Source organism: Streptococcus parasanguinis (assembly GCF_016648855.1).
In the GTDB taxonomy this organism is placed as follows: Bacteria; Bacillota; Bacilli; order Lactobacillales; family Streptococcaceae; genus Streptococcus; species Streptococcus parasanguinis_L.
Window position 1 is genome coordinate 1 of sequence record NZ_JACLQU010000020.1, and the last position, 21118, is coordinate 21118.

At 41.4% G+C, this 21118-nt stretch carries 18 protein-coding genes and 3 pseudogenes; 1 reads left to right on the forward strand and 20 read right to left on the reverse strand.

Going from position 1 to position 21118, the window contains the following annotated elements:
* Positions 1-240: 240 nt before the first annotated feature.
* On the reverse strand, positions 241-1278 hold the full coding sequence (locus tag H7T92_RS10140) for a M42 family metallopeptidase (protein WP_201037700.1): 1038 nt from the start codon (positions 1276-1278) through the stop codon (positions 241-243).
* Positions 1279-1828: 550 nt separating this feature from the next.
* A pseudogene (locus tag H7T92_RS10495) lies at positions 1829-2035 on the reverse strand (IS3-like element ISBt2 family transposase); the annotation flags it as partial.
* A 381-nt stretch (positions 2036-2416) separates the two neighbouring features.
* Between H7T92_RS10495 and gshAB the strand changes: the two are divergent.
* The gene (gene gshAB / locus H7T92_RS10150) at positions 2417-4681 is read left to right on the forward strand and encodes a bifunctional glutamate--cysteine ligase GshA/glutathione synthetase GshB (protein ID WP_201037701.1); all 2265 of its coding nucleotides are present in this window, start codon (positions 2417-2419) and stop codon (positions 4679-4681) included.
* A 120-nt stretch (positions 4682-4801) separates the two neighbouring features.
* Here the strand turns inward: gshAB and H7T92_RS10155 are convergent.
* From H7T92_RS10155 to H7T92_RS10240, 18 genes and pseudogenes are all read right to left on the reverse strand, one after another.
* Positions 4802-5185: pseudogene (locus H7T92_RS10155) on the reverse strand (transposase); the annotation flags it as partial.
* 6 nt (positions 5186-5191) lie between these two features.
* Entirely contained in the window at positions 5192-5401 is a 210-nt protein-coding gene (locus tag H7T92_RS10160; RefSeq protein WP_049516158.1) for a hypothetical protein, read from the reverse strand.
* Positions 5383-5571 carry a hypothetical protein gene (locus H7T92_RS10165; RefSeq protein WP_024055943.1) on the reverse strand — a complete coding sequence of 63 codons (189 nt, stop codon included), beginning with the start codon at positions 5569-5571 and terminating at the stop codon, positions 5383-5385. Before H7T92_RS10165 ends, H7T92_RS10160 begins: the two co-directional genes overlap by 19 nt.
* Before the next feature lie 3 nt (positions 5572-5574).
* Entirely contained in the window at positions 5575-5880 is a 306-nt protein-coding gene (locus H7T92_RS10170) for a hypothetical protein (RefSeq protein WP_003007809.1), read from the reverse strand.
* An 11-nt stretch (positions 5881-5891) separates the two neighbouring features.
* Complete coding sequence (locus tag H7T92_RS10500) at positions 5892-6626, reverse strand: hypothetical protein (RefSeq protein ID WP_070594971.1); 735 nt, start codon at positions 6624-6626, stop codon at positions 5892-5894.
* A gap of 87 nt (positions 6627-6713) precedes the next feature.
* Complete coding sequence (locus tag H7T92_RS10180; protein ID WP_003007812.1) at positions 6714-7061, reverse strand: barstar family protein; 348 nt, start codon at positions 7059-7061, stop codon at positions 6714-6716.
* Positions 7062-7363: 302 nt separating this feature from the next.
* Positions 7364-7597 carry an Imm74 family immunity protein gene (locus H7T92_RS10185; protein WP_024056346.1) on the reverse strand — a complete coding sequence of 78 codons (234 nt, stop codon included), beginning with the start codon at positions 7595-7597 and terminating at the stop codon, positions 7364-7366.
* A 2-nt stretch (positions 7598-7599) separates the two neighbouring features.
* Positions 7600-9408 (reverse strand): annotated as a pseudogene (locus H7T92_RS10190) (hypothetical protein).
* Positions 9405-9758, reverse strand: a complete 354-nt coding sequence (locus H7T92_RS10195; protein WP_151191544.1) for a DUF3958 family protein — start codon at positions 9756-9758, stop codon at positions 9405-9407. Before H7T92_RS10195 ends, H7T92_RS10190 begins: the two are co-directional and overlap by 4 nt.
* A gap of 2 nt (positions 9759-9760) precedes the next feature.
* Entirely contained in the window at positions 9761-10108 is a 348-nt protein-coding gene (locus H7T92_RS10200; RefSeq protein WP_021153438.1) for a TIGR04197 family type VII secretion effector, read from the reverse strand.
* A gap of 392 nt (positions 10109-10500) precedes the next feature.
* Positions 10501-11085 (reverse strand): DUF1307 domain-containing protein, encoded by a 585-nt coding sequence (locus H7T92_RS10205; RefSeq protein WP_049497836.1) that lies wholly within the window; start codon positions 11083-11085, stop codon positions 10501-10503.
* Between the two features lie 128 nt (positions 11086-11213).
* Entirely contained in the window at positions 11214-12212 is a 999-nt protein-coding gene (gene galE / locus H7T92_RS10210; protein WP_201037702.1) for a UDP-glucose 4-epimerase GalE, read from the reverse strand.
* A gap of 64 nt (positions 12213-12276) precedes the next feature.
* On the reverse strand, positions 12277-13749 hold the full coding sequence (galT, locus tag H7T92_RS10215) for a UDP-glucose--hexose-1-phosphate uridylyltransferase (protein ID WP_201037703.1): 1473 nt from the start codon (positions 13747-13749) through the stop codon (positions 12277-12279).
* A 12-nt stretch (positions 13750-13761) separates the two neighbouring features.
* Positions 13762-14940 carry a galactokinase gene (locus tag H7T92_RS10220; RefSeq protein ID WP_207185405.1) on the reverse strand — a complete coding sequence of 393 codons (1179 nt, stop codon included), beginning with the start codon at positions 14938-14940 and terminating at the stop codon, positions 13762-13764.
* A gap of 240 nt (positions 14941-15180) precedes the next feature.
* On the reverse strand, positions 15181-17592 hold the full coding sequence (locus H7T92_RS10225; protein WP_201037704.1) for a glycoside hydrolase family 3 N-terminal domain-containing protein: 2412 nt from the start codon (positions 17590-17592) through the stop codon (positions 15181-15183).
* A 125-nt stretch (positions 17593-17717) separates the two neighbouring features.
* Positions 17718-19160, reverse strand: a complete 1443-nt coding sequence (gtfA, locus tag H7T92_RS10230; protein ID WP_201037705.1) for a sucrose phosphorylase — start codon at positions 19158-19160, stop codon at positions 17718-17720.
* Positions 19161-19398: 238 nt separating this feature from the next.
* Complete coding sequence (locus H7T92_RS10235) at positions 19399-20232, reverse strand: carbohydrate ABC transporter permease (RefSeq protein WP_021153463.1); 834 nt, start codon at positions 20230-20232, stop codon at positions 19399-19401.
* 13 nt (positions 20233-20245) lie between these two features.
* A complete protein-coding gene (locus tag H7T92_RS10240) occupies positions 20246-21112 on the reverse strand; it encodes a carbohydrate ABC transporter permease (RefSeq protein WP_201037706.1) in 867 nt (288 codons plus the stop codon).
* Positions 21113-21118 lie beyond the last annotated feature (6 nt).

Here is a 21118-nt window from a genome sequence, read left to right on the forward strand (position 1 = left end):
GAGTACGGACGTCAGCGAACTTCTACGAAGTTCCATGACTTAGTTTTGAACCTAAAGTTTCAAAACTCCCGAGTGCTTGAAATGATTCTATTTCAAGCACTTTTCTCACGGCGGAAAGTCTCAGTTTTGATTTGAAAAACTATAAGGACTGGATATTTTATAAAAAGACTTCTTATGTTATTTTCTAAGAAAAAACATTATTTTCTTTCTCAAACTAGCTCACAAAAGTAGTTCCAATTTTTATTCTACTAAGTCGCTCTTGAGGTAGGCATCGACCATGCGCTCTGTTGCGACTACAGAATCCAAGTGAGTCCGCTCATATGAGTGGCTAGATTCGATCCCTGCTCCGAGAAGGGCATGTTTGACTTCTGCTCCTGCGCTCATGGCTGCAGAGGCATCTGATCCATAGAAAGGATAGATATCCAACTTATAAGGGATTTCTTGGTCTTTTGCAAGAGCTACCAAATGTTGACGGAACTCATAGTGATAGGGTCCTGAAGCGTCTTTGACACAGATAGATACCGTGTATTCATCCGTCGCTTGGTCATCTCCCATAGCCCCCATGTCCACTGCCAAGTATTCGACCACTTCAGCCGGAATACTGGAATTAGCCCCATGCCCCACTTCTTCAAAGACTGAAAAGGCAAAGGTGGTCGTTACTGGCAATTGGATCTGTTCTTCCTTGTACACGCGCAGAAGATTCAAGAGAATCGCCGCACTCACCTTGTCATCTAAGTGACGAGATTTGATAAAGCCGGTGTCTGTCACAATGGTCCGGGGATCAAAGCTGACAAAATCACCCACTTCAATGCCAAGGGCAAGGGTTTCTTTTTCATTGGTCACTTTTTCATCCAGACGGACTTCCATATTGTCCTGGGTACGCTCGACAGTCCCCGCATCCTTGTAGACATGGCAAGAAGTCTGATGAACCAAAATCGTCCCAGAATGGGTCTTTCCTGTATTGGCTACATGGACTGTACAATTTTCCCCTTCAATCATATTCCAAGGGAAACCACCGATACGGTCTAACTTGAGGCGACCATCTGCTTTCACCGCGCGGACAATAGCTCCCAAGGTATCCACATGGGCTGTGACGTAGCGTTGCTTGTCTGTGATCACACCAGGCACGGTCACATTCACGCCTCCCTTAGCAGTCCGAGTTACTTCGTACCCAAAGCCTTCAATGGTTTTGACCAAGTAGTCTGCGATCTCACGTGTAAAACCGGTCGGGGAAGGAATGGCTGTCAATTCCTGCAAATAAGTCACTGTCTGATTCATAATGCCTCCAAATGTGTTTTTCTTTATTCTAGCATGAAATAGGTGGAATAGCTAGAGGAGAGGTTACAGGTTGGAGTTTTTCAACTCTTCCCGTACTTGCATTAGGAGAAAGCCAGAGTTCTATTTATATTTTCAACACATTTTGGGAGAGATTCATCTAGTGCACCTAAAATAAAAAAAGAAACTTGTCCACAACTAACGGTGTCTAAACAAGTTCCACGCAGGCTATTTCAATGGTGATACATAATTATCAGGATAAAATATGATGTAATTTTTGACAATATCTGTTAGACTATCTTCAGTTATGTTTCTCCACTTATGGAGATAGAAGGTTTCAGACTTGAGAACAGAGTGAAACCATTCGATACAGCCATTATCTGCTATTTCGCCTCTTTTCTGAGAATTCTTACACTCCTGTTTCCAGCGATAAAGGTGGAGCGTTTGACGCCGAAACATTCTAAAATAATCGATACAGGGCACGTTTTCTTATACTCTTCTACTAGCTTGATAAGACTTACTTTGTCGATTCTCTTATCAAGTTCTGATACTTTTTTAGTAATTCTACCTGCAAACGTAACTGTTCCACTTCAGATAACTGTTTCATCCCATTACCATAAGTATATTGTTTCCCCACGGGTTGTTGGAAACGGTACAATTCATCATTCTGATACCATCGCTACCAGGTCTTGGCCTGACTAGCATTTTTGATGCTGAGGGTATCCATGATAACTTTATTTGATTTGCCTGCCTTCTTCATTTCGATACAGGCTAGCTTAGTTTCTACTGAATATGCTTTTTGACCATAACAAAACACCCCTGTTTCTAGTTTACCAGAATTCAACAGGAGTGTTTTCTTGTGTCTCATTTTATGGGTGCAGTGCCGACCCTAGGGATTCTTTCGTTCTCATATATACGTCATTAGTATAGGCTAATTTGATTTAAATTCCAAGAGAAATAACATTTTACATAAAAATCAGTGGGTATTTTACAATTTTTGCATATAATAGAGCTAAAAAACAATTGGTTTTAAGAATTCTTATCTGAAACATTCGGAAATTCCCCTTAACCGTAGCGGAAAGTTGTTTTCTTCTCCTATTTATAATAGACTATCACTAACATTAGATGAAAAGGTGACTCTATGACTATAAATCAACTGCTTCAAAAGCTGGAGCCTACTAGCCCTATCCTTCAAGCTAACTTTGGAATTGAACGCGAAAGTCTTCGTGTCGATAGACAGGGAAAATTAGCACATACGCCTCACCCTTCATGGCTAGGAGCTCGAAGTTTCCACCCTTATATTCAAACAGATTTTTGTGAGTTTCAGATGGAACTCATCACACCAGTTGCTAAATCTACCACTGAGGCTCGTCGATTTCTTGGAGCCATTACCGATGTAGCTGGACGTTCCATCAGTAAAGATGAACTTCTCTGGCCCTTGTCCATGCCTCCTCGTATCAACGCCCAAGAAATCCAAGTTGCCCAACTGGAAAATGAATTTGAACGCCATTATCGTAACTACCTGGCCGAAAAATACGGAACTAAACTACAAGCTATCTCAGGTATCCACTATAATATGGAACTAGGGAAAGATTTGGTTGAAGCCCTATTCCAAGAAAGTGACCAGATTGATATAATTGCTTTCAAAAACGCCCTCTATCTTAAGCTGGCTCAAAACTACTTGCGCTACCGTTGGGTGATTACCTATCTTTTTGGGGCTGCACCTATTGCTGAGCAAGGATTCTTCGACCAAGAAGTTCCAGAACCTGTGCGTTCCTTCCGTAACAGTGACCACGGCTATGTCAATAAGGAAGAAATACAAGTATCTTTTGCAAGCCTAGAAGACTATGTCTCTGCCATCGAAAACTATATCGAACAAGGTGATTTGATTGCGGAAAAGGAATTTTACTCGGCTGTTCGTTTCCGTGGACAAAAGGTTAATCGCTCCTTCCTTGACAAGGGAATCACCTACCTAGAATTCCGTAACTTCGACCTCAACCCCTTTGAGCGTATCGGTATTAGCCAAACTACCATGGATACCGTACACCTACTCCTTCTAGCCTTCCTCTGGCTGGATGCCCCTGAAAATGTTGATCAGGCTCTGGCTCAAGGTCACGCGCTGAATGAAAAAATTGCCCTCTCTCATCCTTTAGAACCTCTACCTTCTGAAGCTGAAACTCAGAACATTACGACAGCTCTAGACCAACTGGTGCAACATTTTGGGCTTGGTGACTATCATCAAGGGCTGGTCAAACAAGTTAAAGATGCCTTTGCAGATTCCAGTCAGACACTAGCTGCTCAACTTCTTCCTCATATCAAAGACAAGTCCCTTTCTGACTTTGCCCTTGACAAGGCGCTTGCCTATCATGATTACGACTGGACTGCCCACTATGCCCTTAAGGGTTATGAGGAGATGGAACTTTCTACCCAGATGCTGCTCTTTGATGCCATTCAAAAAGGGCTTCATTTTGAAATCCTAGATGAGCAGGATCAATTCCTTAAACTCTGGCATAAAGATCATGTTGAGTACGTCAAAAATGGTAACATGACCTCAAAAGACAACTATGTAGTTCCTCTTGCCATGGCTAATAAAACCGTGACCAAAAAAATCCTGGCTGATGCTGGCTTCCCTGTCCCCGCCGGCGACGAATTTACCAGTCTAGAACAAGGTCTAGCCTACTATCCTCTTATCAAGGGCAAGCAAATTGTGGTTAAACCAAAATCAACCAACTTCGGTCTGGGCATTTCCATTTTCCAAGAGCCTGCCAGCCTTGATAACTATAAGAAAGCTCTCGAGATTGCCTTTGCAGAAGATACAGCTGTTCTTGTTGAAGAATTTATCCCAGGAACCGAATACCGTTTCTTCATTCTGGACGGGCGTTGTGAGTCTGTCCTCCTTCGTGTCGCTGCTAATGTTGTCGGTGATGGCAAACACACCATTCGTGAATTAGTCGCTCAGAAAAATGCCAATCCATTGCGAGGCCGTGACCACCGCTCACCTCTGGAAATCATTAAGCTAGGAGACATCGAACAATTGATGTTGACTCAGCAAGGTTATGCACCTGATGATATTCTCCCAGAAGGGAAAAAGGTCAATCTCCGCCGTAACTCCAACATTTCTACGGGTGGTGACTCTATTGATGTCACTGAGACAATAGATTCCTCTTACCAAGAATTGGCAGCAGCTATGGCAACTAGCATGGGGGCCTGGGCTTGCGGGGTTGACCTCATCATTCCAGATAAAACTCAGCCTGCTAGCAAGGAAAAACCTCATTTCACTTGTATCGAGCTCAACTTCAATCCCGCTATGTATATTCACACCTATTGTGCTGAAGGTCCTGGACAAGCTATCACTCCAAAAATTCTAGACAAGCTTTTTCCAGAAGTTCCCACAAGTCAAACCTAAAACCTAATTCTTAGGAACAAACAAATCACCTTTATCTCGATGATATGATACCTCTTAAGTAGACAAGGTAAATACCTAAAATCTACAGCTCTTTGTCAACTTTAGTGGGTTGAAGAAAAGCTAAGCTCGAGAAAGGACAAATTTCGTCCTTTCTTTTTTGATATTCAGAGCGATGAAAATTCGCTTCTTGAAGTTTTCAAAGTTCCGAAAACCAAAGGCATTGCGTTTGATAAGTTTGATGAGATTATTAGTCGCTTCCAATTTTGCGTTGGAATAGGATAACTAAAGGTCATTGATGATTTTCCCTTTGTCCTTTAGAAATGTTTTAAAGACAGTCTGAAAAAGAGAATGAACCTTCTTTATATTGTCTTCAATGAGTCCAAAAAATTTCTCTGGTTCCTTATTCTGAAGGTGAAAAAGCAAGAGCTGATAGAGATTATAGTGGTATTTCAAGTCTTCTGAATAGCTCAAAAGCTTGTCTAGGATTTCTTTATTGCCTAAATTGTCAAATTAAGTTAGACTTTTCAAGTAACTCAGAAAAACTTGGTAGGGTGATTGAAATAGTTCTAATGGTAATTCATAGACTACCCTCTGTTCAGCTATTCCTCCTTCATCTGTAACAAAAAAATATTTCTCATGATGTCGCCAAACATGTTGTCCATAACCTTTTATTTCTTCAAACTTACTAACGTCTTCCCAAGTTAATTTACTATGTTCCATGTGTGTTCTCCTCTTTGGGTACTAATATCTTTCATGATGCCTTCTGGCATATTTCCTGGGAAGGTTTGTCCTCCTGGTTTCCAAAAATCTTCAAAAGCAGATGCTTCATTTCCGCTTGGAATTCTTGTATGAGATTGATGAAATGCTTCTAATTTTAAAATTTGATGCATTTACTATGATTCCAAGTTTTCTATTTGATTTAAAAGCTCCCATAATCTATTATTGTAGGCTTCAATTTCTTCATTAATTTTTAGTCGTTCCAAATAATCATTCTTCCAAACAAAAAAGTCTGATAGACCTCCTCTTGGAGGATAAAGGATATCTTTAATTTCTCTTATTGTAGGGAGTGAGTCACCATTTTCCAATGCACATTCTAATCCTTGTAAAAATGAAATTTGTACATGAATTGTCCCATCATTGTATTGATTTAATAGTGGTAATATTAATTTGATATTATCTAATAATTCTTTTCGTTTCATTTCTTTCCTCACTAATTTAATGGTTTTGAGCTAATAACCTCTACACCTTCTATTTTCCACGGAGTTTCAATAAAAATTTGTTCATATTCCAAACCACCTTGATAGATGCCTCCTTGACTCGCAACAGGTCCTCTGTATATTGTTGTGCCAGCTGGTATTTTTATTTCGTAAACTGTATTTAAAGGAGAGCTGCCAGTGTAGTTTCCTGAACGATCTGTCCAAATTGGTTTTACTGCCGTATTTATTCTAACTTCTATCTCAGAATGTGGGGCTGATTCTGTAAACCATTGCCCTAGCGGATTGCTTTGGTCGCCAGCTCGATATAATATTTTGGGAGACTTCAAAACTTCAACATCATACCGTCCCCCATAAAAATTAACATTAGGCTGACCTCTTAAATCATTTAGTGGACCAGGATTTGTATATGAATTATATTCATAAGTTTGCAAATCGGGATATTTAGATTGAATATTATTTACTACTGGTCCCTCAACATCTAAATTCTTAGGTGCAGGCTGAGGCTTGACTACCGGCTGAAGCCTCGTGGTTGAAAAGTCTTTAAACCCTGAATTCTCCCTCGCAAGCCTGCTTTCTTCTATATTTCGTAAAATATGTTCGCGATCATAAGGTTTTGTGGTTTCTGTTATAGTTTTACCATTGATATCTACCTTAAGGTTAACCTCAGGAATTACTGGATTCCTATTGAAGAATGGAATCTTCCCTTTTACCTTACTATATACATCCAAGAACGTTGTATAGGGTTTATTGTAGTACTGATTATATCCAACATAAGTGGTTACCTTAAGGTAGCTCCTTAAAACTTTGTCCTATTTTTAATTTTCTACTATGTAAACTTGAAAACTCTTGACCTTACTGCCAACAACATGCTTTTCAACATCGCATTCCCACCAAGGAAGAATATCTTCTTCCAAAATTTCTAAAAATAAGTCTTTAGATGATAAGTCATCTTTTAAGAAGCTATCATAATTTTCAAGAATAAAGTTGTATTCTTCAGCTTTTATCCATGATAAGTCTGTCAGCCAATCTGTAATAGATGACCAATTATTGGCATCAGGAAGTCCGACATTTTTTTCAAGAAAACGAAATAGTTCTTCTTTGTTTTGGATCTGCTTCCCATCAAAATTTGCTACAAAGCCACTGAAAGGCAATCGATCTTGCATTTCAAGTTTCGTAATGTAATGAATTCTATTTTTCAGGATTTCAAACCTCTATTCTATTTTTTTAAAATGTTTTATAATGGTCTTCTGTTTTGAGTAAAATCTATTTTTGAATATCGATTTGAAAAAAAAGGTTGATTCAAACTAAACTTGCTGGTTGCTGAGGAGGCCACATAACCTCCTACGATGTTCCCGATAAAGTTTGCAGTTTGAGCATCTTCTTCACTTCCACCTAGGAGTTTGGTCCCATGATAGACAACCTGACCACTTGTATAGAGATTTATTTCTCTTAGAATACAATATAATTATACAAAGTCTAATTGAATAGTTTGATTGCTCTCCATTTTTTTAGCTGTATTAATAATATTTTCTATTTCTCTTTGAGTTATCGGAAGATTCTCATGAGGAGGCTCCCATTGTGTCATACTATCTTTATAAACAACAAATTTTTTATTGATCAGCAATTCTCCTTGTGCTTTTATGAGGAAACCATTCTCTAAATCAAAAGTAATTGTTGATCTTGTTCCTGTAATTTTCATTTCTACCTCTCGAATATAATTTTTTCTACCCCTGTTTTAGGATCTATTGTTGTAACCTTAGTAACATTTGGATTGGCCTTCAATCTTGGTAGTTCGATGTTTTCCCAAATATTTCCTGGTCGTAGTTCGCTACCAACTACAGCTCTTATTTCACCAGATACTTGCTCTGCGTAAACATTCGAAGCTTCCTCCCAAGCTGTTACACTTGAAGGAGTATTAAAATCCCATTCAGGCATTACAATGTTCGTATCATCAATCGTAGATTCTAATGTAACTCCTCCTTTATTTTTTGCTATTTTTTTCGCAACATCCATTCCTCCAATGCCATCTGTTCGTCCTGACCAGAAAAAAGCCGTATCTGGATCAGTTTTCAATCTACCTCTTATTAACTCAACATCAAAGTCAGTTTGAGTAAAATCTATTTTTGAATATCTATTTGAAAAAACAGGAATTACTGGTTTCCTATTGAAGACAGGAATCTTCCCTTTTACCTTACTATATACATCCGAGAAAGTTGTGTAGGGTTTATTGTAGTACTGATTATATCCAACATAAGATGTATACAAGGTACTTGCTAGTTGGAGGCTATCAGTAAAACCTCTCACCTTCTTGATATTTTTTGCACGATTGATTTCTTCCTGTGTAGCAGGTTTACCTGTAAAAGGATCAATACCTTCTTCAATTATATAATAATCATATTTAGTTTGAAAAGCAGGATCTCGCCAACTGAGCATTTTTTGACTATCCAAAAAGAAATAACGGTCTAGTAGGTAATGATAATTAGCTCGCTCTGTTTCAGATTTAAATAGTTGTGCATATGGATTCACATGAGCCATGGAGATCAATGTTTTAAGTTCTGGGTAGGCCTCTTCTAACGCTTCTTGATCCATTGCATCGATACGTTTCTTAAATTTTGGGTCCACCTTGGCTAATTCTGAAGGTAATAATCCTAAATGATCATTCTTAACTTCATTATATCTCTTCCATAACAATTTGAGATCATTCATATCCCACTTGGAGAGAACCACATCACCCTGCCCCATAGTCGTAAATCTTTTATAGGCTTGAATCACGTCTCCATACTCTTCCTCCAGTTCTGCACGTGACATTTTTGAGAGTTTGTCTTCTAATGTTTCAACCTTCGGATTCTTCACTTTGTTTAGGTTTGCTTGACGTTTTTGCCACCCTAAAGAGACTGTTTGCTTCCACGATAGATCCACTCCACTACTTGGAGGCAAGTAGGTTCCACTAGCAGCATCCCATGATTGTGCAGCTTGGGCAAAACCATTTTGAACAGCCAATAAATACCGCTCTGAATTTAAAAAGATAGTTGGAGAGACTGCATTAAAAGTAAGCAGGCTAATTAATATTTTCTGTAATTTTTGTTTTAGTCCCTCAAATACGGCTATGGATACCGAAAGATTTAGAAAAGCTGAAATCTTATTATCCGATTTTGTTTCCATTAATTGTCGTAGACTAGAAATCTTTTGATCTGCTTCCCTAATTTTTTCTTCTAAATCCACTTGACGCCAACTTTTACTATCTACGTCAGAGGTATATTGACTGACAAATTTTTGACACTCCTCCGCCAGAGATTCTTAGTATAAGACAATTCCTTGAATTAAAGGAATAACAATACTTGTAATATGCGCCTTTGCTGAGTCGTAAGCATGCCCTTTTAACTTTTCTTCAGCGACAAAATTTTCAAGAACTTTAATCAATTCCATATTCTGTTGCACGCACTGGGTGGATATACTAGATAAACTAGTTGCCTGACTTCTGGCGGATTCTAGATACATATCTATACTCATGTGATTTCCTCCGTCACTAATCGTCTTTTTTCTTGGTGAATTGAATCTAACTTCATTTCAATAGATTTATGTTCTTTCCGAAGTTTTTCTAATTCTTCATCCAAACTGTATTCCATTATTCTCACTTGATGCTGAAATTCTAACCGGTCATCCATCATTTGACTTTGATATCTACTACCTTCAAAAAGAAAATTTAGATCATTTAACCAATGTGAATCATTCAACAGCTGATCCATTACTTCCATTTTTTTAAAATCTAATTTTTCTATCCGCTGATATAAGTCCCACTCCTTCTCTGAAAGTTGTCGTTCTTTCTCATGGAGCTTATTCCATGTATCTTCTGCACTCATATCTAATCCTCTAATACATCTAAGTATTTTGATTTCGCTTCATTTGAGAATGACGGCTTAGACTGAATAGTATTCAAAATATTTAAATTTTGACGAATCATGGCATCCTTATCTTCAAATTGGTCGGCTAAGCTATGGATATTTTGAATCATATTCACAATATGATTCGATAGCTGAGTCTGAAGATTCTCAAATTGACTAATACCATTTTTTGCACTATTATTACCAGCAACTGTCGTTTGTTCATCTCTTTGAACTGTAATAGCTGAATGATTATTGGCAGATCCTATTGCAGTAGCATGCTTAGCAGCCACCGAAAGATCACTTTTTACGGTGTATTTATCTCCCATTCATTTCTCCTTTAAATTTTTTCATATTACAACATCTTTCACAGCTATAAAAAAGCCTAGTTAGTGGTATTCCCAGCACATTCGCTCACGCAAAAAAACTCAAGCCGACTCACTTGAGTTCCTTCTTATGGATCATTGTAATCATCTGGTTGGTGGCCTTACCAAGCCTAGGGGGGTAAGTGAAATAGCTCGAGAAAAGAATTTATCTGCCCCACAAATCTTCTATAATGCTCGTCTGAAAAACATACAAACTCATATTGGTTATACGATAAAGTAATCTCCACTGCTTTAACATCTTCATCTATCCATTCTTTTTTCCACAATAATCATTAATTTCTCCGCAACATCTAAAACAAAAAGAGAGCAACGAACGTAGCTGCTCTCTATTTTGTTTATTTTTCTACCATTCCGCCCTTGATAAGACTGTCTTTCGTTACTGAATAACTAACTGTTTTGTCATCTAGGGGATTAAAGCCTGGGACGATTTCTTTTAATTTATTAAAATCGATTTTTGTGTAATCAATGGTATTGCGGATATAAAAGATTCCATCTTTATACTCTGATGTCAGTTCAAATCCATGTCCCATCAGATCTTTGAATTTTTCTTGGCTTTTTGCGACGGCTTCTTTCATGGTTTCAAGAGGGTTCTCACCAGGCACTTTTGAGACGTCGTAATCATCAACTTTTTCTTGTAATAACAAGGTATCTCCCTTGTAATACAAGGTGATGGTTGACTTACCTGCTTCATCACTCGTTTCGAGAACGGTTTTTTGCGCACCTGCTAGTGCATCTTCTTTTTTGCTTTCATCAGTTGATGACTCTTTTGTCTTTTCTTTAGCGGATGATTTGCTTGTTGCTTTACTCGTCTCTTTAGTGGACGATGGACTAGTAGATTTCGTACTCTCTTTTTGTCCGCAACCAGCTAAAAGAAGACCCGCTGTCAAGAAGACGGCTAACAATTTTGTGGTTTTATTCATTTTGAATCCCTCACTATTTTATGATGGTTAAGGAAATGACTGATTTCTGAAATGAGTCATTTAGCAAGATCAACTGTCGTTTTAGATGTTATTAGAAAAGCCTCAAAAATGATGTTCGCAGTCCCTCCTTATCGATCATTGTAGCCATCTGGGTGGCTGGAATGCCATGCCCAGGCTGTTTGAATGATGGTTTCGATATTATCAAATTTTGGTTGCCAGCCGAGAATGGCACGCGCCTTCTCAGAGGATGCGATCAAGGTATCTGGATCTCCTGGTCTACGATCAGCAATCTCAAGTGGGATCGGATGTCCTGTCACCTTGCGGGCTGCTTCGACAATCTGAAGATTAGAGAATCCGGTCGATGAGCCCAGATTAAAGGCAGTCGATTCATTCCCCTTTCTGAGATACTCTACGGCAAGCAGATGGGCATCTGCCAAGTCAAATGGATGGACATAGTCCCGGACATTGGTGCCATCTGGTGTCTTGTAGTCATCCCCAAAAATAGAGATCTTCTCGCGTTTGCCTTGGGCTACTTGCAAGACGATTGGCAAGAGATGGGTCTCTGGTCCGTGGTCTTCGCCAATCGAGCCGTCAGGTTTAGCGCCCGCTACATTAAAATAACGAAGGGGCACATACTTGATACCGTATGCTTGATCGGCCCAGCGCATGATGGTTTCCATCATGAGCTTGCTTTCGCCATAAGGATTAATCGGTTTTTGTGGAGTGGTTTCAAGAATCGGAATTTCTTCTGGAATACCGTAAGTGGCAGCGGTTGAAGAAAAGACGATGTAGTGCACTCCACATTCATGCATGACTTCCAAGAGTTTGACCATGCCAGCTGTATTGTTATCAAAATACTTCAATGGATCTGCCATAGATTCTGCGACTAGTGAGTAGGCCGCAAAGTGGATGACCGCATCAATATCTGCATGTTCCTTAAAAATCCTGCGCATGAAGTCTTGATCCGCCAGGTCTCCTTGGTAAAAGACAGCATCTGGATGCACCGATGCACGGTGGCCTGTGACTAGGCTATCGACCACGACGACTTTTTCCTTTCCTTCATTGACCAAACGGTCTACCATGTGGGAACCGATATAGCCAGCTCCTCCGAGTACGAGTATTGCCATTTGTTTTCCTTTCGCTTCTTTGTCTTCTCTTTTATTGTACCAAATTTCTGCCTCTTCTCCACACTTAAAGTGTCGCAACAAAGCGTCTAAAGGCTGCTTGGCCTTCTGCTGTTCGCTTGTAGACACCGGCATCTTCGAGCACGCGCGCAAAGATTTGACCAACTGATTCACGAACAATAGCTTCTGCTTCTGCTTCGTCTGTGATAGATGGGTGAGTGGCTTTCAAGTCAGCAGCCCAGTCCTGGTGGTAACTAGCCACACTGCTTTCTCGTCCAAGCAGATAATCTTGGACCTGCTTGAGCTCTTCCTTGAGTCGAGGTGGTAAAATGGCTAGACCCATGACTTCGATCAGGCCGATATTTTCTTTTTTGATGTGTTGCACATCCGCATGCGGGTGGTAAATGCCATCTGGATGCTCTGGTGAGGTTTGGTTGTCACGGAGCACCAAGTCCAGTTCATAATGCCCATCTCGGATTCGTGCAATGGGGGTAATGGTATGATGGGGTTGACCGTCAGATGTGGCTAAGACTTGCACAGCTGGATCCGAGTAACCTCGCCAGCTTTCTAAAATATGATCTGCCAAGTTAATCAGCTCTTCCTTGTTATCTGACTGCAGACGCAAGACTGACATTGGCCAACGAACGATGCCCACTTGAACCTCTTCGAAGGCAGGAATGGTAAAGGTTTGGTCAAGCTCTGCCAGCTCCATAGGGAAGGTGTGGCGTCCGCCTTGGTAATGGTCATGAGTCAGGATGGATCCCCCTACAATGGGTAGATCTGCATTAGACCCTGCAAAATAGCCTGGGAAAGTCTCGACAATGGTCAAGAGTCGCTCAAAGGTCTTGCGGCTAATGGCCATAGGAACATGCTGGCTATCGAGGAAAATGCAGTGTTCATTGAAGTAGGCATAAGGGGAATATTGAAAGCCCCAATCATGACCGTCCATGTCAAAGCGGATGATCCGATGATTGGCACGGGCAGGATGGTCTAGGCGACCTTGATAGCCTTCATTTTCAAAGCACAATTGGCAGGCTGGATAATGACTAGCTTTAGCCAGCTTGGCCGCTGCAATGTCTTTAGGATCTTTTTCAGGTTTTGACAGATTGATGGTGATTTCAAGGGAGCCATAGGGAGTTTCTGCTCCAAATGCGATATTTTGCGCAATCGCCTTGATCTTGATGTAATCATTGCGCTTAGAGAGGGCATAGAAATCAGCAATCGCATCTTCCTTGGACTGACCGTAAGTCTCCCAGAAACGATGGTTGACCTGACTAGGGCTGGGGGTGATCCAATCCATCAACTCTGCACCCAAGCTGTCCTTGGCGGCCATGCTGTCTTGGATCTTATTATTCGCAAGCGCAATCTCCACCAGTTGATCTTTTAGTGCAATCAAGTCTGCCATATGAGCTGGAGCGTCTAGGCCTTCTTCTCCGACGCGACTCATAACGCGATTTTTTAGATAGATCCGATCCATCTCTTCGTAGTCACTGACGTTAATGACCGCTGTGACAAATGCATCTAATACCTGTTCTGTCATCCTATCTCCTTTTTAATCAAGCACCCGTGTTCCTGCCGCAACTTCTGCAATATAGAAGCTTGGCGCATAGCCAACGACTTCTTCATAGCGTTTGCCGACAGCATCTTTAAATGCTTCAACCTTATCTTTGTTTACGAGGGCAATGGCACAACCACCAAAACCTGCTCCGGTCATACGAGCGCCCAAAACGCCGTCTTGTTCCCAAGCTGTATGCACCAAGGTATCCAATTCTAGACCAGTCACTTCGTAGTCATGCTCCAAGGATACGTGGGAAGCATTCATGAGACGGCCAAAGCCTTCCAAATCACCTGCTTCAAGCGCCTTGCGTGCTTGGAGGGTCCGTTGGTTCTCAAGTACAGCATGACGAGCCCGTTTGATGCGATTTTCATCCTTAATCAAGTAGCTGTAAGCATCAAAAGCCCAGAGATCCAATTCCCCTAAGGTTTGGATGTCTAGTTTTTCTTGGAGTTCAGAGACGGCTGTTTCACATTCTGCACGGCGTTCATTGTATTTGGAATCCGCTAATTCCCGGCGTTTGTTGGTATTCATGATGACCACGACATTGTCTTTGAGGTCCAGCGGTACCAGATCATACTCTAGGGTGTTGGTATCGAGATAAATAGCCCGTTGATCGGCCCCCATACCGATGGCAAATTGGTCCATGATCCCAGAGTTAACTCCGATGAAGTGATTTTCGGTTTGTTTCCCGATCTTGACCAGATCTAGACGATCTAAGTGAAGATCATATAGTTTCTCAGCTATGACGCCAATCAAGAGCTCAAGCGAAGCTGAAGAAGAAAGACCGGATCCATTTGGAATATTACCGTAGACATAGACATCCATTCCGCTATCAATGACATGACCAGCTTCTTGCAAGAAGTGGAGCACGCCTTTTGGATAGTTGGTCCAGTTGTGTTCTTTTTCAAAGTGGAGATTTTCAAGTGGAACTTCAATGATCCCCTTGTCTTCAAAGTTTCCTGAGAAGAAACGCAAGACCTTATCCTCACGCTTTCTTGCAGCTCCGTAGGTACCAAGTGTAATGGCTGCTGGGAAGACATGCCCACCATTATAGTCCGTGTGTTCACCGATCAGATTAATCCGTCCTGGTGAAAAGAAAGTGTGGTCAGCCTTTTCCCCAAAGACAGTCTGGAATTTTGCTTGTAAATCTTGAGATGTGATTGTTGTCGTCATGAGAAACTCCTTTAGTTTTGTAAACGTTTTTATACTTGTATTATATCTGATCACAAGTAAAACTTCAAGTGTTTTTAGTAAAATTTTATTAATTTTTTATTTTATGTCAAAAAAGGCTATAACAAAGGGTTTTCCTCCGTTTACAACTTCTATTCTATCATTGCCATTTCGAGTTAATTTTAGTAAAATTTTACCAAAAAATCTCAATTGGGAGATGACCCAATTGAGATTCTTCATTTCTTAGTGTTTCTTTCTTGGATAGACAAAAGATCCAAGGAAGGTTAAGAGGCTGACACCCATGAGGGCTAGGAGGTTCTCTGTTTGACCGGTCTTAGGCAATACCGATGAGGCAGGACTGGCTGACACGCTGACAGGAGCCTGATCAGTGGCTTGTTTCACAGCGATCGGAGTAACTTGTGGACCATCAAGAGGGCTAGCTTTTTCTTGCTTGCTAACAAGGACCTGTGTTCCTGTGTTACCAACCTCTACTGGTTGTGTCTGATGGGTTGGATCTTGGACTGGTGAAGTTGGATCTTGGGTTTCTGGTGTTGGCAATGGTGCAGGTGCTGGATAGAAGAGACCATGACCAATGCGGTAGGCGTACTCTGTTTCCGACATTTTTCCGTCTACAATTTTTGGAATATCCACCGGTAAGGTCCCTAGATGTTCCTTGCCATTGAAGATGACTTCCACTCCTGCAGGAATATTAGGACCAAATGCATTGTCTGGTTTGAGAGATTCCGTTGGATCCATTCCCTTATTTCCATAGACTGCCAAAATGGCTTTGGCTGCTGGATAGTTGGCTACATCATAAGGTTTAGAGATAGAAAGGACAGCTGCCTTCTTATGGTTGGTATTGGCATAATTGATGATCTCTGTTGGGATCTTGGTCCGCCAGAAATCTTTATCCAGTTGCCCTTCATAACCGATCTCTGAAATCACTACGATGTGAGTGGCTTTCTCTAGGTCTTCTTTTAGACTATCAAGGGTAGATTCTTTAGTGAAGTTCTTGGCCACAAAGGAGGTATCTTTTGGAAGCACTCCGTCCGCAATTAAGCGACGCATGCCTAAATCGAGTCCAGGAACTTCGTTTTCAAAAGCTCCTAAGAGTAAGACATGGTCCCCTGTTTGCACCTTAAATGGCAAGGTATTGTCTTCATTTTTTACAACCGTCACCGCTGCCGCTGCAATCTTGCGTTCCAAGTCACGATTGAGGGTAGATCCAACTGCTTCCTCTGCTTTTTCAGCTGTTCGAGCACTTGGATCAAAATTCAGGACCCCACGTTTTTCTTTGAGGGTCAGAATCCGGCGAACCGACTCATTTAAGCGTTCTTCTGAGATGTCACCGGTTTTCACGGCATCTACCACTGCATTGACAATGGTATCAATCTTGGTCAAATCGGCTTTGCTGCGAAGGGTCGTTGGCATCAAGACTAAATCAACTCCTGCTTTGATGGCCATCTTCACAGCTTCCACCTCACCGAAGTTTTTAGCGATAGCATCCATTCCCATGGCATCAGAGACAATCACGCCCTTATAGCCGTATTTCTTCCGTACCAAGCCCGTTAAAATATCATCAGAGAGAGTCGCTGGAACATAGATTTTCTCACCTGTTTCTTTTGAAACGACCTGATCTTTTTCAATCTGCGGGTATTGGATATGAGCCGTCATCAAGAGGTCTACCCCTTCATCCATAGCTTTTTTGAATGGAAGGAGTTCCAATTTTTCAAGCTCAGCAAGAGATTTATCCACCAATGGCAAACCCGTATGGGAATCGACCGCTGTATCTCCATGACCTGGGAAATGCTTGGCTGCCACAGCTACATTGTAGTCCTGAATGCCCTTCATCATCGGAATACCAAGATAGGCAACCCGATTTGGGTCAGATGAGAAGGAACGAAGCCCAATCACAGGATTTTGAGGATTGTTATTGGTATCTAGAACCGGAGCAAAGTCCACATTCAAGCCTAGCGCAGAAAGTTCACGTCCGATGATTTGACCGGCTTCTTTCGCTAGTTTGGGATCATTGGTAGCCCCAATGGCCATATTGCCAGGAAGGGCTGTGCCTGTCCCCAAGCGGTAGACGATCCCCCCTTCTTGGTCGATGGCTAATAATAGCGGAATCTTCCCGTTATTGGCTTTGTTTTCAATCGCTGCCTTTTGCATATCTTGCGTCAGAGCCAGGGTCTGCTTGGTCTCTTTGACGTTTTCAGCAAAAAGAATGACGCCTCCAAAATCATATTTATCAATCGCATCCGCTACTTCAGCATTGACCTTGGTGAGATCCTGTGGCGACTCCTGATTAGCCTCCTGCCACTTACGGAAGTCCGGCATGATCATTTGCGTAACCTTTTGCTTGAGAGGCATGTCTTCAAGCAGTTTTTCCACTTGAGGAGATGCCGTCTCTGTCGATGTTACCGTTGGGGAGGCAGCAGGGACGGCTGCACGGTCTGTTGTCGTCGGTGTTTCGGCCACTTCTCCCTGATTTTCTGTGGTGCTTTCTGGAGTTGGAGAAGCCACCACCTCTTCTACTGTTGCTGCCGGTTCATTAGCTTGATCCGACGCTTGAGCTGTGTCTGCTTTTGCTGTTTGAACAGATAATAGAGCAAAAGCCGTTAATAGGGCCGCAGATGGATAAATGATTTTTTTCATAAAGCGACCTCCTTTCTTTCAATAGATATTGTACCATTGTTTTATAGTTTTGTAAACGGTTGCAATGTATAAAACAGAAAAAGGATAAGCATTTTTTACTTATCCTTTAGTTCGTTCATATTTTTTTAAAACACAATGTCTTGACCATTTTCTGTCACTTGGTAAGTGCCATCAGCAAGATTGATTCGGGCTACTGCTGTGGAAGTTTGGTCTTTATTTTGGCGCGTGATGACAATGGTATGATCATCTGGTGTTTCCACCTCAATGCTTCCTTCTAAGTCAAAAGCTTGCGAGTTGTTCCGGAAACTAAAGAGCTTGAGAAGGGATTGTACGACTGGTCGCTCCACTTCTTGAGCGATTTCTTCATTGCTGTAGTAATGACGGTTGATATTGCGGCCTTCTTTGGTGTTTTCGAGGAGTTCCAAATCATTCTTCCCAGCTAGGAATCCAACATAATAAACCTGTGGAATACCTGGTGCAAAGGCTTGAATTAAACGGGCTAGGAAGTACTTACGATCATCATCTCCAAGCGCTGAATAGTAAGTCGAATTGATTTGGTAGATATCCAAGTTGTTGTACTCTGCTGTTGAATATTTGCGTTTAACATTTGCTCCTACCTTATAAAGTTCATTTGAAGCATAGTCAATCTCTTCATCCGTCAAGATATCCTTGACATCGACCACCCCAATCCCATCATGGGTATCGAGCGTCGTGAATTGCTTCATCGGACTCATCTTCAACCACTTGGCAAGACGCTCCACTTTTGAACTATAGAGGGTATAGAGGGTTACCATTGGAAGTGCGAAGTCATAGACATAATAGTCGTGATCGGCAATCTTAAATTGGATGGTATAGTGCTCATGAATCTCTGGAAGAAGCTCAGCACCGTAGCCTGCCGCCATATCGCGCACCTTATCCAACAAATCCCAAATGTCTGGCTCCACGAAGAAATCATTGGTGTCCAATTTCTTCACCGCATAGGCAAAGGCGTCCAAACGAATAAGGTCACAGCCATTGCTTGCCAGGTGTTCGATGGTCTTGCGAATAAAGTCCATAGTCACTTCCTTGGTCACGTCTAGGTCAATCTGCTCTTCCCCAAAGGTATTCCAGAGATGCTCGGTCGTCCCATCCGCAAAAGTGATGGCTTGTTTAGGAGCTCGGTCTTTGCGCTTATATATTAAGTCAACGTCTGCTTGAGTCGGACGATTCTCCGGCCAGAACTTGTCCCAGTTGAGGAAGAGATCCTTATAGGCACTTTGGTCGTGCTTTTCTTGGTAATCTTTATAATACTTAGACTGACGAGAAATGTGATTGATCATAAAGTCAAACATAAGATAGTACTTGTCGCCCAAGCGTTTAACATCTTCCCAATCCCCAAAGGCTGGATCCACTTGATCATAGTCTACAGGCGCAAATCCACGGTCACCAGTTGATGGGAAAAATGGCAAGAGGTGTACTCCACCTACTGCATCTCCAAAGTGCTTCTCCAGATTTTCATAGAGATCCTTAAGGTTATTTCCTAAGCTATCTGAGTAAGTAATTAACATGGTTTTATTTTGAATTGGCATAATGGTTTCCTTTTCTTTTTTGAAAGCCAAGTCTTAGGAGACCTGGCTTTCTTGAGTTTTTCTATTTTAGAATTGCTTCCTAGGATACGATTGAAATCAGCAAGCTGAATCGTTACTTTGTATCTTAATTGAACACGCCCTAAGCTCTGTGTGAAAAAGATGAATCTTTCAAGAAGCCAAGGCTTCTTATTCAGATTCCCTATTTTCACTGTGAGCTTTTGACGGGCTTTGTATCTTGTTATTTCACTGCGCCGTTGCTCATTCCTGCGATGATATGGCGTTGGAAGAAGAGATAGACAATGGTGATACTGATAATGCCGACAACGTAAGAAGCAAAGCTTGGTCCGTAGTCGTTGAAATATTGGCCTGCGTAGTTGTATTGGAACAAAGGCAAGGTCCACATCTTGGAATCCCGGTTCAAGACAAGGAGTGGCAACATGAAGTCATTCCAGAACCAAAGAGCATTGATGATCATGGTTGTCGCATGCATCGGTTTCATCATTGGGAAGATGATGCGGAAATAGGTTGTAAATTTATTAGCCCCATCGATCTCTGCTGCTTCATCCAGACTTTCTGGGATAGAGATTTTGATATAGCCGACATAGAGGAAGAGGGTCTGTGGAATCGCATAGGTCAAGTAGAGCAAGATCAAACCAAAGGTATTAGCCAAACCGAGTTTACTCATCATAACCGTAATCGGAATCATGATGACTTGGAAAGGTACGAAAATCCCAAGGATCAAGAGGGTATACATGATGGTAAAGGCTTTTCTCTTACTCATATTACGAGCGATGGAGTAGGCTGCCATAGGGATAAAGATCATTACTGCAAGTAAAGACAAGACAGTGATGACGACTGAGTTCCAATAATAGCCTCCGATTCCATCAGCCAAGAGTCGGCTAAAGTTGTCCCATGTGAAATTGGTCGGGAATCCAAAGAAATTGTCTACGATATCCTTGGTGGGTTTGAAGGAACTAAAGAGGGTGGCAAGGAGCGGCACTAAAATCAGAACCGATCCTAGAATCAATAGAATGTATTTGCCAATCAAGGCTTTTCTTTCATCTTGTTTCATCGTGCTTCTCCTCTTAAATTTCAAATTTCTTAGATACTCTCAATTGGATGATCGAAATCACTACAATCAAGAAGAACAAGATTACGGCAATGGCATTGGCATAACCGAATTGGTTGTTTTTAAAGGCATAATTGTAAACCAAGAGCCCAAGTGAGGTTGTGGCATTGTTTGGACCACCACCAGTCATGGCAAAGACTTGGTCAAAGGCGGTAAGCCCACCTTTTAGGGCTAGGATAAAGACCATAGAGACACTTGGTAGCAAGTAAGGCAATTCAACATTCCAGAAGACTTGCTTGCTCGTTGCACCATCGATTCTTGCTGCTTCTGTAATCTCGGTTGGAATAGATTGTAGACCAGCTAGGAAGATAATGATGGGCATGGCTACCCCTTGCCAAAGAAGGACAAAGACAGCCGCAAAGATCGCTCCCCACTTAGTTCCTAAAAGACTAGTTTGTAGAAACTCAATATGAAGGGCATTCCCAATCGCTGGTAGACCATAGTTGAAGACTTGTTTGAAGATCAACGCCACTGTCAAACCAGACAAAACAGCTGGGAAGAAGAACCAAGCACGGAAGAAGGTTTGGCCTTTAATTTTAGAGTTCAAGACACGCGCAATGAAGATCCCAAGGGCAATCTCACCAACTACCATAGCAATCGTGATGATTGCAGTAAAGCCAATAGCACTCATGAATTTTGGATCCATGAAGAGGAGCTTAAAGTTGTTCAAGCCAACAAATTTGTAGTTATAGGTCAAACCTGTCCAGTTGGTAAAACTGTAAAAGGCTCCTTGGAACATTGGCACATAGAAGAAAATTGCTTGTAATAAGAGGGGAATGACCACAAAAGCCCATGCCCAATATTTTTGTAATACTTTTTTCATCGTCTC